Consider the following 14363-nt stretch of genomic DNA (forward strand, 5'->3'; position numbering starts at 1 on the left):
CTAGTCGGGTGAACCGACGGCCGCAGCCGTCTCTTCTGCGTATCTGCGGGCCGACGGGTTGAGGAACCATCGAGTTCTCCAGGGGGAGAGTTGCGCAGACACGTGAGAAACGCGTGCATACCCGCGGTCGCCACAGCGGCCGCAGTGGCGCTGGCGGCCGGCATGGTCAGCCCCGCCGTCGCCCAGCCGGACCCGAAGGGGGCGGCCGGCACCCGGGCGCAGGCGCAGGACCGGGAGACGCGTCAGCTGACCCTCGTCACCGGTGACCGGGTCACCGTGGACGCCCAGGGCAAGCCGGTCGCCTTCCGGCCCGCGAAGGGCCGGGAGCACATCCCGGTCCAGCGGATGAGCGACCAGGGGCACACCCTCGTCATTCCGGCCGACGCCCACCGGCTGATCGTCTCCGGCAAGCTCGACCGGCGGCTGTTCGACGTCACCGAACTGAGCCGGCCGGAGAACCTCCGGGCCCAGCGGGACGGTCTGAAGCTGATCGTCGGCTACCGGGGCAAGCAGGCCGCCACCGCGAAGGCGCAGGTCCGCGACGCGGGCGGCACCGAGGTCGGCCGGAGCCTGAGGTCGCTGAACGCCGAGTCGGTGACGACGCCGACGACCGACGCACCGGAGATCTGGAAGGCGCTCACCGAGCGTCGCGCCGGGGGCGACCGGGTGACCACCGCCGCCGGTATCGACCGGGTCTGGCTGGACGGCGTACGGAAGGCGAGCCTCGACAAGAGCGTCCCGCAGATCGGCGCCCCGGCGGCCTGGAAGGCCGGGTTCACCGGCAAGGGCGTCAAGATCGCGGTCCTGGACACCGGGACGGACTCCACCCACCCCGACCTCAAGGGCCAGATCCTCGCGGAGAAGAACTTCAGCGCCGCGAAGGACACGAAGGACCGGGTCGGCCACGGGACGCACGTCGCCTCGATCGCGGCGGGCACCGGTGCGAAGTCGGGCGGCAAGCTCAAGGGCGTGGCCCCGGACGCCAAGCTGCTCTCGGGCAAGGTGCTGGACGACGAGGGCTACGGCGATGACTCCGGCATCCTGGCCGGTATGGAGTGGGCGGTCGCCCAGGGCGCCGACATCGTCAACCTGAGCCTCGGCGGGCCCGACAGCCCCGAGGTGGACCCGCTGGAGGCGGCGGTCGACAAGCTGTCGGCCGACAAGGGCGTGCTGTTCGCGATCGCCGCGGGCAACGAGGGCGACGACGCGGGCACGGTCGGTTCGCCGGGCAGCGCGGACGCTGCGCTGACCGTGGGCGCGGTCGACGACAAGGACCTGCTGGCGGACTTCTCCAGCCGCGGCCCGCGGATCGGCGACGGTGCGATCAAGCCGGATGTGACGGCTCCCGGCGTGGACACCACGGCGGCCATCCCGCCCGGTTCGCTGATCGCCCAGGAGGTGGGCGAGAAGCCCGCCGGTTACGCCACCATCTCGGGTACGTCGATGGCCACCCCGCATGTCGCGGGCGCGGCCGCGCTGCTCAAGCAGCAGCACCCCGACTGGAAGTACGGCGAGCTGAAGGGCGCGCTGACCGCGTCCACGAAGCCCGGGGCGTACAACCCGTTCCAGCAGGGCTCCGGCCGGATCCAGGTGGACCGCGCGATCGCCCAGAGCGTCGTGGCGGAGCCGGTCTCGGTGAGCTTCGGCGTGCAGCAGTGGCCGCACACCGATGACGTACCGGTCGGCAAGAAGGTGACGTACCGCAACCTCGGTACGACCGATGTCACCCTCGACCTGAAGGTGACCGGCACGGGCCCGGCGGGCAAGCCGGCCCCGGCGGGCTTCTTCACGCTCGGCGCGGACAAGATCACCGTTCCCGCGGGCGGCACCGCCGAGGCGACGCTGACCGCCGACACCCGCATCGGCGGCACGGCGGACGGCACCTACTCCGCGTACGTGGTGGCGACGGGCGGCGGACAGACCGTGCGCACGGCAGCAGCCGTCGAGCGGGAGGTCGAGAGCTACGACCTCACCGTCAAGCACCTGGACCGGAAGGGCCTCCCGGCGGCCTACGCGGACAGCACGCTCTACGGCTTCAACGACAAGGTCGGCGGCTCGTTCCTGAGCCCGCAGGTCGTGAACGGGACGGCGAAGATCCGGGTGCCGAAGGGCACGTACGTGGTCAACTCCACGGTCTACGGCGACCCGGAGGACTTCACCAAGGGCGCCGACTGGATCGCCCAGCCGAAGGTCGCGGTCACCAAGAACATCTCGCTGACGTTCGACGCCCGCAAGGCGAAGCCGGTGAAGATCACGCTGCCGGACGCCAAGGCGAAGGGCCAGCTGTTCGCGCCGGACTACTCGGTGGAATCGAAGAGCGACGCGGTCTCCTTCGGCTGGATGATGGACTCCCCGGCCTACTTCCGCACGCTCCACGTGGGTCCGCAGATCACGGACGGCTCGCTCGCCCAGCACTGGTCGGGCATGTGGACCAAGGGTGCGTCGACCGAGTACGACATCGCGGTCGGCGGCAAGGTCAAGCAGCTCGCGACCGGCTACGACCGGAAGTTCACCACCGGCCAGCTGGCCAAGGTGAAGTTCACGATGGGCGCGGCCGCCCCGAAGAAGAAGGGCGCGCTCGCCGCCTGGGGCTTCCTGCCCTCGGCGAACGGCGGCGTGGCCGCCTCGATCGAGCAGAAGCTGCCCGGCACCCGGACGCTGTACCTCTCCACCGCCGACAAGGTGACCTGGTCCTTCGACTTCAGCCAGATGGGCCCGGTCGACGCGGACGGCTTCCCGACGTACGAGGCGAACTACTTCGTCGGCCCCGAAGCGGCGTACAAGGCGGGCAAGTCCTACAGCAAGTCCGTGAACACCGGGGTGTTCCAGCCGCTGGTGAACGACGACTTCGGCGTCACCCGTGAGGGCAACGAGATCAGGGGTTACCTCCCGCTCCTGGCGGACGGCCAGGGCAACGCGGGCTCCATGGAGCTCTCGTCGGCCAAGACGGTCCTGTACCGCAACGGCAAGAAGTTCGGCCAGAACAACGACCCGCTGAGCGGCGGCGAGGGCTTCAAGGTCCCGGCCGGATCCGCGGCCTACAAGCTGTCGACCTCGGTCAAGCACAGCGCGAAGATCAGCCCGCTCTCCACCCGGGTGGACGCGTCCTGGACGTTCTCGTCGAAGAAGGCCGAGTTCACGATGCTCCCGGTCTCCACGGTCCGGTTCACCCCGGCCATCGGCACCGACGGCCGGGCCAAGGCGGGCAAGACCGTCTCGGTGCCGGTGAAGGTGCACGGCGCGGCCGCGGGCAAGAACCTGAAGTCGCTGAAGACGTACGTCAGTTACAACGGCGGCAAGACCTGGAAGAAGGTCACGGTGAAGAAGGGGAAGATCACCGTCAAGAACCCGGCGAAGAACAAGGCGATCTCCTTCGCCGCCAAGGTCACCGACAAGAAGGGCAACACCTCGTCGGTGAAGATCTACAGCGCTTACCTGGGCAAGTGACGGGCGCTCGCGGGTAGTTCACCCCACGCACGACGGCGGCCCGCCGCACGGAGAGCATCCGTGCGGCGGGCCGCCTGTGTGTCCTGAGCCGTCAGGCGATACGTTCCCGCACCACCGGCAGCGGAGAGAACGACGTGCCGGCCGGGGCGATGTCGTACGACTCCGGCAGGGCCTTCAGCGCGTAGTCGAACTTCTCCGGGGTGTCCGTGTGCAGCGTCATCAGCGGCTGGCCCTCGGTGACCGTGTCGCCGGGCTTGGCGTGCAGTTCGACGCCCGCGCCCGCCTGCACCGGGTCCTCCTTGCGGGCGCGGCCCGCGCCGAGGCGCCAGGCGGCGACGCCGACGTCGTAGGCGTCCAGGCGGGTGAGGACGCCGGAGGCGGGGGCGGTGATCACGTGCTGTTCGCGGGCGGTGGGGAGCGTGGCGTCCGGGTCGCCGCCCTGGGCGGAGATCATGCGGCGCCAGACGTCCATCGCGGAGCCGTCGGCCAGGGCCTTCTCGGGGTCGGCGTCCTTGAGGCCCGCCGCGTCCAGCATCTCGCGGGCGAGGGCGAGGGTCAGGTCGATGACGTCCTGGGGGCCGCCGCCGGCGAGGACCTCGACGGACTCGCGGACCTCCAGGGCGTTGCCCGCGGTGAGGCCGAGCGGGGTCGACATGTCGGTGAGCAGGGCGACCGTGCGCACGCCGCTGTCGGTGCCGAGCGCGACCATGGTGGAGGCCAGTTCGCGGGCGTCCTCGATGGTCTTCATGAAGGCGCCGGAGCCGACCTTGACGTCCAGGACGAGCGCGCCGGTGCCCTCGGCGATCTTCTTGGACATGATCGAGCTGGCGATCAGCGGGATGGCCTCGACGGTGCCGGTGACATCGCGCAGCGCGTACAGCTTCTTGTCGGCGGGGGCGAGGCCGTCACCGGCGGCGCAGATGACCGCGCCGGTGGTGTCGAGGACGTTCAGCATCTCCGCGTTGGAGAGGTGCGCCCGCCAGCCGGGGATGGACTCCAGCTTGTCCAGGGTGCCGCCGGTGTGGCCGAGGCCCCGGCCGCTGAGCTGCGGCACGGCCGCGCCGCAGGCGGCGACCAGCGGGGCGAGCGGCAGGGTGATCTTGTCGCCGACGCCACCGGTGGAGTGCTTGTCGGTGGTGGGGCGGGAGAGCGCGTCGAAGTTCATCCGCTCGCCCGAGGCGATCATCGCGGCGGTCCAGCGGGCGATCTCGGTCCGGTTCATGCCGTTGAGCAGGATCGCCATGGCGAGGGCGGACATCTGCTCGTCGGCGACCTCGCCGCGGGTGTAGGCGTCGATGACCCAGTCGATCTGCTCGGGGGTCAGCTCGCCTCGGTCCCGCTTGGTGCGGATGACGGAGATGGCGTCCATGGGAGTCCTTCCGGCCGGTGCGTGCGTAAGAGTCCTCGTTGACTCTACGCGCATAGAGAGGGGGAAGAGCGGTGGCCCTTCCGGGAAGGGAAGGGCCACCGCCGGGAGATACGGGGTTCAGCCGAGGTACTGCCGGCCTCAGCCGAGGTGCTGCGGGCCGAACGACTGCGGCAGCATCTCGTCGAGCGTACGGATGCCGTCCGGCGTTTCCAGGAGGAGCTCCGGGCCGCCGAACTCGTACAGGAGCTGCCGGCACCGGCCGCACGGCACCAGGATCGCCCCGGTGCCGTCCACGCAGCTGAAGTGGGTCAGCCGGCCGCCGCCGGTGGCGTGGAGCGTGGAGACCAGACCGCACTCGGCGCAGAGCGAGAGGCCGTAGCTGGCGTTCTCCACGTTGCAGCCGGTGATGGTGCGGCCGTCGTCCACCCGGGCGGCGACACCGACCGGGAAGCCCGAGTAGGGGGCGTACGCCCGGGACATGGCGTCCCGGGCGGCCTCCCGCAGGGCGTCCCAGTCGGCCTCGCCGAAGGCCGGGGCGGGCGGGGGTGTCACTTGCCCTCGCCCTTGCGGTACGGCACACCGTTGGCCTTCGGCATCCGCAGGCGTTGCGCGGAGAGTGAGAGGACCAGCAGCGTGGTGACGTACGGCGCGGCGTCGACGAACTGGCTCGGCACCTGGTCGGTCAGGAAGTACCAGGTGAACAGCAGCGCGGAGACGACCGCGGCGACCGCGGCGGAGACGTACTTCTTCTTGTACAGCTGCCAGAACACCGCGATGACCAGCAGGATCGCCAGCAGGAGCAGCATCGCGTGGACGTTCTCGGCGCCGCCGCGCAGCTTGAGGCTGTCGGTGAAGCCGAAGAGGCCCGCGCCCAGCGCCATACCGCCCGGCATCCAGTTGCCGAAGATCATCGCGGCGAGACCGATGTAGCCGCGGCCGCCGGTCTGGCCCTCCTGGTAGATGCCGGTGGCGACGATCGCGAGGAACGCGCCGCCGAGGCCCGCCAGACCGCCGGAGACCGTGACGGCGATGTACTTGTACTTGTACACGTTCACGCCGAGGGTCTCGGCGGCCACCGGGGACTCGCCGCAGGAGCGCAGCCGCAGCCCGAACGGGGTGCGCCACAGGATCCACCAGGTGGCGGGGATCAGCAGCAGGGCGACGACGGTGAGCAGGGACAGGCCGGTGATGAGGCCGCCGATGATGCCCGCGATGTCGGAGATCAGGAACCAGTGGTGCTGCTGGAGGTCCGCGAGCCAGTCCGAGAGCCCCGGAATGGTGATCTTGTCGATCGGGTCGATGCGCGGGGACTGCTTGGAGGAGCCGCCCTGGATGCCGTCGAAGGCGAAGTTGGACAGGTAGCGGGTGACGCCGACGGCGAGGATGTTGATGGCCACACCGGAGACGATGTGGTTCACGCCGAAGGTGACGGTGATGACCGCGTGCAGCAGACCGCCGATGCAGCCGCCGAGGATCCCGAAGAGGACACCCATCCACGGGCCCCACTGGAACCCGGCCCAGGCGCCGAACCAGGTGCCGAGGATCATCATGCCTTCGAGGCCGATGTTGATGACGCCCGCGCGCTCGGCCCACAGACCGCCGAGTCCGGCGAGGCCGATCGGCACGGCGAGTTCCAGGGCGCCGGCGACCTGGCCGACCGAGGTGATGTCCTCGGCGCCGCTGATGAGGCGGACCAGCGAGATCAGGGCGAGTCCGCCCGCGACGATCAGCAGGACGACGGGCAGGGTGAGCTTGCGGCGGCCGTTGCCCTTCTGGGGGGCGGGGCGTGCGGCGGTGGTTTTGCTGGTGCTCACAGGGCCGCCTCCTTCTCGGTCGTGAGGGCGTGTCCGGCGGCGAGCTCCTCGCCGACCTTCTGCTGCTGGCGGCGGATGCCGTAACGGCGGACCAGCTCGTAGGAGACGACGACCGAGATCACGATCAGGCCCTGCATGATCGTGGCGATCTCCTTCTCGTACCCGTACTGGTCGAGCGAGGCCGAGGACTTGTCCAGGAACGCGATCAGCAGGGCGCTGAGGGCGATGCCGAGCGGGTTGTTCCGGCCCAGCAGCGCGATGGTGATGCCGGTGAAGCCGATGCCCGTGGGGAAGTCGAGGCTGTAGGTGTGCGTGTCGCCGAGCAGGGTCGGCATGCCGGCGAGGCCCGCGACCGCGCCGGAGATCAGCATCGAGGTGAGGACCATCTTCTTGGCGTCCACACCGGAGGCCTGGGCGGCGCTCTCACTGGCGCCGGTGGCGCGCAGGTCGAAGCCGAACCGGGTGCGGTTGAGGGCGAACCAGTAGAGGACGCCGCAGCCCGCGGCGACGAAGGTGAAGCCGTAGATCTCCCCGGCCCCGTCCGCCATCGGCAGCCCCGGGAACCAGCCGGACTCCGCGATCTCGCCGGTGGTCAGGTTGTTGGAGCCGGCGGGCTGCTCACCGAAGTTCTTCGGCAGGATCAGCCAGGCGACGAGCGCGGTGGCGATCGAGTTGAGCATGATCGTCGAGACGACCTCGCTCACCCCGCGGGTGGTCTTGAGGAAGCCCGCGATACCGGACCAGAACGCGCCCACGAGCATCGCGACGATCACGATGAGCGCGATGTGCAGCGGCCCCGGCAGCTCGACGCTCGCGCCGACCAGCGCGGCCATCATCGCGGCGAGGCGGTACTGCCCGTCGACCCCGATGTTGAAGAGGTTCATCCGGAAGCCGACGGCCACCGCGAGCGCGGCGAGGTAGTACGTACCGGCCTGGTTGATGATCAGGACCTGCACGTCGGCGTAGGAGGCCGAGTCGAACATGATCCGGTACGGCTCGAAGGGGTTCTGCCCGGAGGCGAGCAGCACCACGGTCGTCAGCGCGAGGGCGACGACCAGGGCGAGCACCGGGCCGGCGAAGCCCAGGATCAGCCGGTCCTTGTCGAATTTCTTCATCGGGCCTCGTCCTCCGAGCCTTCGAGGTGACCGGTGGCGGCGCCGGTCATGGCCGAGCCCAGTTCCTCCGGGGTGATGGTGGCCGGGTCGGCGTCGGCGACCAGCCGGCCGCGGTACATGACGCGCAGCGTGTCGGAGAGCCCGATCAGCTCGTCCAGGTCGGCCGAGATCAGCAGCACGGCGAGCCCTTCGCGGCGGGCCTCGCGGATCTGGTCCCAGATCTGGGCCTGCGCGCCGACGTCCACCCCGCGGGTGGGGTGGGCGGCGATCAGGAACTTGGGCGCGTGGCTCATCTCGCGGCCGACGATCAGCTTCTGCTGGTTGCCGCCGGAGAGGGAGGCCGCGGTGACGTCGATACCGGGGGTGCGGACGTCGTACTCGCGCACGATGCGCTCGGTGTCGGTCCGGGCCGCCTTGTTGTCCAGCAGCCAGCCGCGGCTGTTGGGCTTCTCGGTGACGTGGCCGAGGATGCGGTTCTCCCACAGCGGGGCGTTCAGCAGGACGCCGTGGCGGTGGCGGTCCTCGGGGATGTAGCCGATGCCGGACTCGCGGCGCTTGCGGGTCGGGGCGTGCGAGATGTCGTCGGTGCCGAGGGTGATGACCCCGGCGTCCGGGTCGCGCATGCCCATGAGGGCCTCGATGAGCTCGGTCTGGCCGTTGCCCTCGACGCCCGCGATCCCCAGGACCTCGCCCTGGTGGATGGTGAAGTCGATGCCGGCGAGCACGTCGCGGACGGTGCCGTCGGGGTCGGTGACGGTGAGCTTCAGATCCTGGACCCGCAGCATCGGTACGTCGGTGACGGTGGACTCGCGGGTCTCCGGCGAGGGCAGCTCGCTGCCGACCATCAGCTCGGCGAGCTGCTTGGTCGTGGTGGAGGCCGGGTCGGCGGTGCCCACGGTCGTGCCGCGGCGGATGACGGTGATGTCGTCGGCGACCGAGAGCACCTCGCCCAGCTTGTGCGAGATGAAGATGACGGTCAGGCCCTCGGCCTTGAGCTCGCGCAGGTTGGCGAAGAGCGCGTCGACCTCCTGCGGCACGAGGACCGCGGTCGGCTCGTCCAGGATGAGGATGCGGGCGCCCCGGTAGAGGACCTTGAGGATCTCCACGCGCTGCCGGTCGGCGACCCCGAGGTCCTCCACGAGCGCGTCGGGCCGGATGCCCAGGCCGTACGCGTCGGAGATCTCCTTGATCTTCTTCCGGGCGCCGGAGCCGATGCCGTACAGCTTCTCGCCGCCGAGGACGACGTTCTCCAGGACGGTGAAGTTGTCGGCGAGCATGAAGTGCTGGTGCACCATGCCGATGCCGCGCTCGATGGCGTCACCCGGGTTGGAGAACGAGACCTGCTCGCCGTTGATCGCGATGGTGCCCTCGTCCGGCTTCTGCATGCCGTAGAGGATCTTCATCAGGGTGGACTTGCCGGCGCCGTTCTCCCCGACGAGGGCGTGCACGGTGCCCTTGCCGATGGTGATGTCGATGTCGTGGTTGGCGACGACGCCGGGGAAGCGCTTGGTGATGCCGTGCAGTTCTACGGCAGGGGGGCTGCTGGACGCGTTGATGACGCACTCTCCTTGGCCGGACAGGAGCGGGGGCGGAGGGGCTCGGGGGGCTCGGGGGCCCTGGGGGGCGGGGGTGAAGTTATCGCGCCGGAGGGCTGTCTACACGCGTAGCGCTGCCGAATCGTGAAACACGGGGTGCACGTCACACCCCGGACGCGGGTCCAGGGTGGGCGGGAGAGCACTGCGGGAGGCGGATCTTCTTCGGTCGTACGGAGGGTTGCGGACTGCGGGTGCCGCGGGTGCCGCGGGTCTTCGGTGAAGCCCGTGTACGGGTCTTCGGTGAAGCTCCTGTACGGCTCGGGCGGTCGGCTGGCCCGCGGCCCTGCCCGTCACCGGCGGCGGGAGCCGCGCGGCGTACGGACAGGGCCTGGGAAACCAGCCGGGCCGACGGCACGGGGGCCGTCGGGGCCCGACGGCCCGGGAGGGGCCGTCGGACTCAGGACCGTCCTTACGGAGCGGTCTTGACGGTGATCTTGCCGTCGATGATCTCCTGCTTGGCCTTGTCGACGGCCGCGATGACGTCCTTCATGTCGGCGAAGGCCGGGTTGGACATCGACAGGGCGACACCGTTCTTGTCCAGGCCGTAGCGGATCTCACCGGTCTCCGGCTTGCCGTCCTTGACCGACTTGATCAGGTTGAACACCGCGTCCTCGATGTCCTTCGTGACCGAGGTCAGGATGGACGCCTTGTAGGGCGCGAGCCCCTTCTGCTGGTACTGGTCGGAGTCGACGCCGATGTTCCACTTGCCCGCCTTGGAGACGGCCTCGATGGCACCGGAGCCGGCCAGACCGGCGGCCGAGTAGATCACGTCGGCCTTCTTGTCGAGCTGGCCCTGGGCGGCGGCCTTGCCGAGGTCGGGCTTGGAGAAGCCACCGAAGTCCGGCGGCTGCGTCAGGTACTGCGGCAGCACGTTGACCGAGGCGTCGGTGTCCTTGACGCCCTGGACGAAGCCCGCCTCGAACTTCTTGATCAGCGGGGTCTCGACACCGCCGATGAAGCCGACCGTCTTCGACTTGCTGACCTTGGCGGCGGCGACGCCGGCGAGGTAGGAGCCCTGCTCCTCGTTGAAGACGATGTTGGCGATGTTCTCGCCGGTCACCGAGGCGTCGTCGATGATGCCGAAGGTGGTCTTCGGGAACTTCGGCGCGACCTTCTTGATGGCGGGCGCGTAGGCGAAGCCGACGCCGATCACCGGGTTGTTGCCGGAGCGGGCCAGCTCGGTGAGGCGCTGGACCTTGTCCGCGTCTCCCTCGCCGTCGGAGGGCTCGGCCTCGGAGCCCTGGATGTCGAGGTCCTTCTCGGCCTTGGCGAGTCCGGCGTAGGCGGCGTCGTTGAACGACTGGTCGCCGCGGCCGCCGATGTCGTACGCGATGGCGGCCTTGTCGCCGTCGGAGCCGGAACCGGCGTCCGACGAGTTTCCGCCACACGCGGTGACGCTGAGTGCGAGTGCCGCGGACGCGATGCCCACGGTGGTGATCCTGGTGATCCGGCGCAAGGGGAGGCTCCTTCAAACCTGACCGAAGCGCCTCTTCCGGCGCTGGTTTCGCCGCGATCGTAACGCGCGTAGATGTCAGATAAGAGCACGTACGGAAGCCGTTATCGGATCGTCGCGAACAGAACCCACCCACACGGCGGGACAGGAGTCCACGAACGGCCTACGAAGACTGTGTCAACGCTTCACGAACGGCCGCCGTCGAGCAGGGCGGCGGCCGTGAACAGCTCGACCCCCACGGTGATGGCCTCTTCGTCCACGTCGAAGTTGCCGCGGTGCAGGTCGAGGCCGCGCGTGTCGCCCGGGGTCCGGACGCCGAGGCGGGCCATCGCGCCGGGCACCTGCTCCAGATACCAGGAGAAGTCCTCGCCGCCGAGGCTCTGCTCGGTGTCCTCGATCGCATACGATCCGCGGCGCTCGGTCATCGCGGCGTCCAGCAGGCCGATGGACTCGGCGTCGTTCACGACGGGCGGCACGCCGCGCACGTAGTTGATGACGGTCTTGGCCCGATGCATTCCGGCCACCTCGTCGACGGCTGCGTGGACCAGGTCGGGGGCGTCGCGCCAGGCGTCCAGATTCAGGCAGCGGACGGTGCCGGACAGCTCGGCGTGCTGCGGGATGACGTTGGGGGCGTGCCCGGTCTCCAGGCGGCCCCAGGTCAGCGCGAGCCCGGCGCGGGCGTCGACGCGGCGGGCGAGCAGCGCGGGCACGTCGACGGCGATCCGGGCGGCGGCGGTGACCAGGTCAGTGGTCAGGTGGGGGCGGGCGGTGTGGCCGCCGGGCCCGTCGAGGGTGATCTCCAGCCGGTCGCAGGCCGAGGTGATGGCCCCGATCCGCAGCCCGATCCGCCCGACGTCCACCTTCGGGTCGCAGTGGACGCCGATGATCCGGCCGACGCCCTCCAGCACCCCGGACTCGATCGCGTCGACCGCGCCGCCGGGCAGGACCTCCTCGGCGGGCTGGAAGATCAGCCGCACGGCGTTGGGCAGCAGCCCCTGCCGGTCGAGATCGGCGAGGACGAGGCCCGCGCCCAGGACGGTGGTGGTGTGCACGTCGTGCCCGCAGGCGTGCGCCCGGTCGGGAACGGTGGACCGGTAGGGCACGCCGGCCTTGGTGTCCGGGATCGGCAGCGCGTCGATGTCCGCCCGCAACGCCAGCATGGGCGTGACCCCGTCCCACTCCCCCACGTCACACATGAGCCCGGTCCCGACGGCCAGGACCTGTGGCTTCAGCCCGGCCTTCTCCAGCCGGTCCTTGATGGCGGCCGTGGTCCGGAACTCCTGGTTGCCGAGCTCGGGGTGCATGTGCAGATCCCGGCGGAAGGCGATCAGCTCGGCACGGAGTTCCTCACCGAGCCGGCCGGGCAGCGCACCTCCCCCGGGCTGGTCGGCCAGGCTGTCGGGGCGGGAGGCGCGGGACTTCAACTGGTTCACCTTATGAAGCGTAGGCCCCTTGCCCCCTCAACTGGCCATGGATCTAGGAAATTTCAGCCGTGCAGGCGAACAAAGTTCGGGTGAGGACGTGTGACGCAGGGTGGTTGCGGGTATACCGGAACCCCTTCTCGGGGCGGGGCCGCACCCCTACGCGTGAGCCGTCGAGGTCAGCCGCTGCACCCCCCGCGCCGTCTCCGTGACCCCGCTCAGGAAGCCCTGGGCGCGCGGTGAGGCCGTGGCGCGGAGCCATTCCGGGGCGATGTCGCAGACCGCGACGTTCACGCCCGTGCCGGCCAGGGCCAACGGGAGGGTGTGGACGACCGTGGAGGGGAAGCTGACGATCGTGCGGCCGATGGGGCCGCGGCGGGCGATCAGTTCCAGGGGGAGGTCCGGGCGGACGATCTCCAGGCCGGTGGCGGCTTCCAGGGCGTGGAGTTTCTCGGCGGACTCGCGGCGGTGGGCGAAGTAGCGGGTGGCGCCGTGGGTGCGGGCCAGGGAGGCCACCGCCTCCTGGTACGGGACGGGGTCGACGACGCCCGTCTCGACCAGGGAGGTGCCGACGAGGTCGGCGCCCTTGCCGATGCTGGGCGGGCCGAAGCGGGCCCGGGTCCAGGCGAAGGTGTTCGGGGTGACCGTGACGCCGGGCGGAGCCTCGACCGGCATCGCGGTGAACACCTCGACCGTGTGGCGTGCCGTCGGGGTGAAGCGGCGGCGGGCCGTGGCGGTGACCGGGGCCAGGACCAGTTCGCGTGGTCCCGTACGGCCCCGGCGGTGCCAGCGGGTCAGGCGCTCGCCCCGGGCCAGCTGGGCCACGAACTCCATGGTGGCCGTGCCGTCGTCGACCACCGTGAGGCGGTCGGCGCGGACCAGGGTCAGCAGGAGCTGGACATAGCGCGAGAACGGGTCGCCGATCACTATGTGGTCCGCGCGCCGGACCAGGCCGGCCAGCGCGCGCAGGGCCTTCAGGGGCGCGCCGGACTCGCCGCGCGCCTCCTGCCAGCGGACCGCGATGCCCTCGTCGCGGGCCAGCTCCGCCATCCGGCGCAGCTGACCGCGCGACATCGGGTCGACCGGGGGGAGGACGACGACCGTGGTGGCGGCCGGATCGTCTCCCCCCTGGGTGTGAACCCACTCCAGGACGTTCAGGAGCTGGACCGGGCTCTCGACGAAGGCGAGGTTCACCGGTCGGCGCTCAGACCGCGACCGGCTCGGGGGCCGGCGCGTTCTCGGTCTCGGCGACGACGCCCGCGACGCGGCGGAGCTTCTTCATCGGGCCGAGCTCGGACTCGTACACCTTCTTGACGCCGTCGCCGAGCGACTGCTCGATGGTGCGGATGTCACGGACCAGGCGGGTCAGGCCCTGCGGCTCGACGGAGGCGGCCTGGTCGGAGCCCCACATGGCGCGGTCGAGGGTGATGTGGCGCTCGACGAACGTGGCGCCGAGCGCGACGGCGGCCAGCGTGGTCTGCAGGCCGGTCTCGTGGCCGGAGTAGCCGATCGGGACGTTCGGGTACTCCTGCTGGAGGGTGTTGATGACCCGGAGGTTCAGCTCCTCGGCCTTCGCCGGGTACGTCGACGTGGCGTGGCAGAGCAGGATGTTGTCCGAGCCGAGGACCTCGACCGCGTGGCGGATCTGCTTCGGGGTGGACATGCCCGTGGAGAGGATGATCGTGCGGCCGGTGGCGCGCAGGGCGCGCAGCAGCTCGTCGTCGGTGAGCGAGGCGGAGGCCACCTTGTGGGCGGGGACGTCGAACTTCTCCAGGAAGGCGACGGCCTCGGTGTCCCACGGGGAGGCGAACCAGTCGATGCCGCGCTTGGCGCAGTGCTCGGCGATGGCGGTGTACTCGGCCTCGCCGAACTCGACGCGGTGGCGGTAGTCGATGTACGTCATCCGGCCCCAGGGGGTGTCGCGCTCGATGTCCCACTGGTCGCGCGGGGTGCAGATCTCCGGGGTGCGCTTCTGGAACTTGACGGCGTCGCAGCCGGCTTCGGCGGCGGCGTCGATCAGCGCGATGGCGTTGTCGAGGTCGCCGTTGTGGTTGATGCCGATCTCACCCGTGATGTAGACGGGGTTGCCGGGGCCGGCGGTGCGGGTGCCGAAGGTGCGCAGGCGGGAGGTGCTGGTCATGGTGGTGCT

General features: G+C 70.4%; 10 protein-coding genes. 1 reads left to right on the forward strand and 9 read right to left on the reverse strand.

Going from position 1 to position 14363, the window contains the following annotated elements; genetic code table 11:
* Nucleotides 1–144: 144 nt before the first annotated feature.
* Nucleotides 145–3447 (forward strand): S8 family peptidase, encoded by a 3303-nt coding sequence (locus tag IE134_RS01145; protein ID WP_098895080.1) that lies wholly within the window; start codon nt 145–147, stop codon nt 3445–3447.
* A 91-nt stretch (nt 3448–3538) separates the two neighbouring features.
* Here the strand turns inward: IE134_RS01145 and IE134_RS01150 are convergent, their stop codons facing one another.
* The 9 genes from IE134_RS01150 to IE134_RS01190 all read right to left on the reverse strand — a co-directional run bounded on the left by IE134_RS01150 (nt 3539) and on the right by IE134_RS01190 (nt 14354).
* Nucleotides 3539–4816: a thymidine phosphorylase gene (locus tag IE134_RS01150; protein ID WP_030711377.1), complete on the reverse strand. Its 1278-nt coding sequence runs from the start codon at nt 4814–4816 to the stop codon at nt 3539–3541.
* Nucleotides 4817–4954: 138 nt separating this feature from the next.
* Nucleotides 4955–5368 carry a cytidine deaminase gene (locus tag IE134_RS01155; RefSeq protein ID WP_030710977.1) on the reverse strand — a complete coding sequence of 138 codons (414 nt, stop codon included), beginning with the start codon at nt 5366–5368 and terminating at the stop codon, nt 4955–4957.
* Nucleotides 5365–6630: an ABC transporter permease gene (locus IE134_RS01160; RefSeq protein WP_030710975.1), complete on the reverse strand. Its 1266-nt coding sequence runs from the start codon at nt 6628–6630 to the stop codon at nt 5365–5367. The genes IE134_RS01155 and IE134_RS01160 overlap by 4 nt, the downstream gene beginning before the upstream one ends.
* Nucleotides 6627–7745, reverse strand: coding sequence for an ABC transporter permease (locus IE134_RS01165; protein WP_030710972.1), 1119 nt, complete (start codon nt 7743–7745; stop codon nt 6627–6629). The genes IE134_RS01160 and IE134_RS01165 overlap by 4 nt, the downstream gene beginning before the upstream one ends.
* Complete coding sequence (locus tag IE134_RS01170; RefSeq protein WP_050513646.1) at nt 7742–9325, reverse strand: ABC transporter ATP-binding protein; 1584 nt, start codon at nt 9323–9325, stop codon at nt 7742–7744. The genes IE134_RS01165 and IE134_RS01170 overlap by 4 nt, the downstream gene beginning before the upstream one ends.
* A 424-nt stretch (nt 9326–9749) precedes the next feature.
* A complete protein-coding gene (locus IE134_RS01175) occupies nt 9750–10796 on the reverse strand; it encodes a BMP family lipoprotein (RefSeq protein ID WP_098018261.1) in 1047 nt (348 codons plus the stop codon).
* A 182-nt stretch (nt 10797–10978) separates the two neighbouring features.
* On the reverse strand, nt 10979–12217 hold the full coding sequence (locus tag IE134_RS01180; RefSeq protein ID WP_032769723.1) for an amidohydrolase: 1239 nt from the start codon (nt 12215–12217) through the stop codon (nt 10979–10981).
* 156 nt (nt 12218–12373) lie between these two features.
* Nucleotides 12374–13408, reverse strand: coding sequence for a hypothetical protein (locus IE134_RS01185; protein ID WP_097887120.1), 1035 nt, complete (start codon nt 13406–13408; stop codon nt 12374–12376).
* 10 nt (nt 13409–13418) lie between these two features.
* A complete protein-coding gene (locus tag IE134_RS01190; protein WP_030722929.1) occupies nt 13419–14354 on the reverse strand; it encodes an N-acetylneuraminate synthase family protein in 936 nt (311 codons plus the stop codon).
* Nucleotides 14355–14363: the final 9 nt, after the last annotated feature.

This window comes from Streptomyces rubiginosohelvolus (assembly GCF_014649875.1).
Lineage (GTDB): Bacteria > Actinomycetota > Actinomycetes > Streptomycetales > Streptomycetaceae > Streptomyces > Streptomyces rubiginosohelvolus.

Bases quoted from the DNA above. Each gene is read 5' to 3' on its own strand.
- IE134_RS01150 (WP_030711377.1), bottom strand. From the start codon at position 4,816: ATGGACGCCATCTCCGTCATCCGCACCAAGCGGGACCGAGGCGAGCTG.
- IE134_RS01165 (WP_030710972.1), bottom strand. From the start codon at position 7,745: ATGAAGAAATTCGACAAGGACCGGCTGATCCTGGGCTTCGCCGGCCCG.
- IE134_RS01190 (WP_030722929.1), bottom strand. From the start codon at position 14,354: ATGACCAGCACCTCCCGCCTGCGCACCTTCGGCACCCGCACCGCCGGC.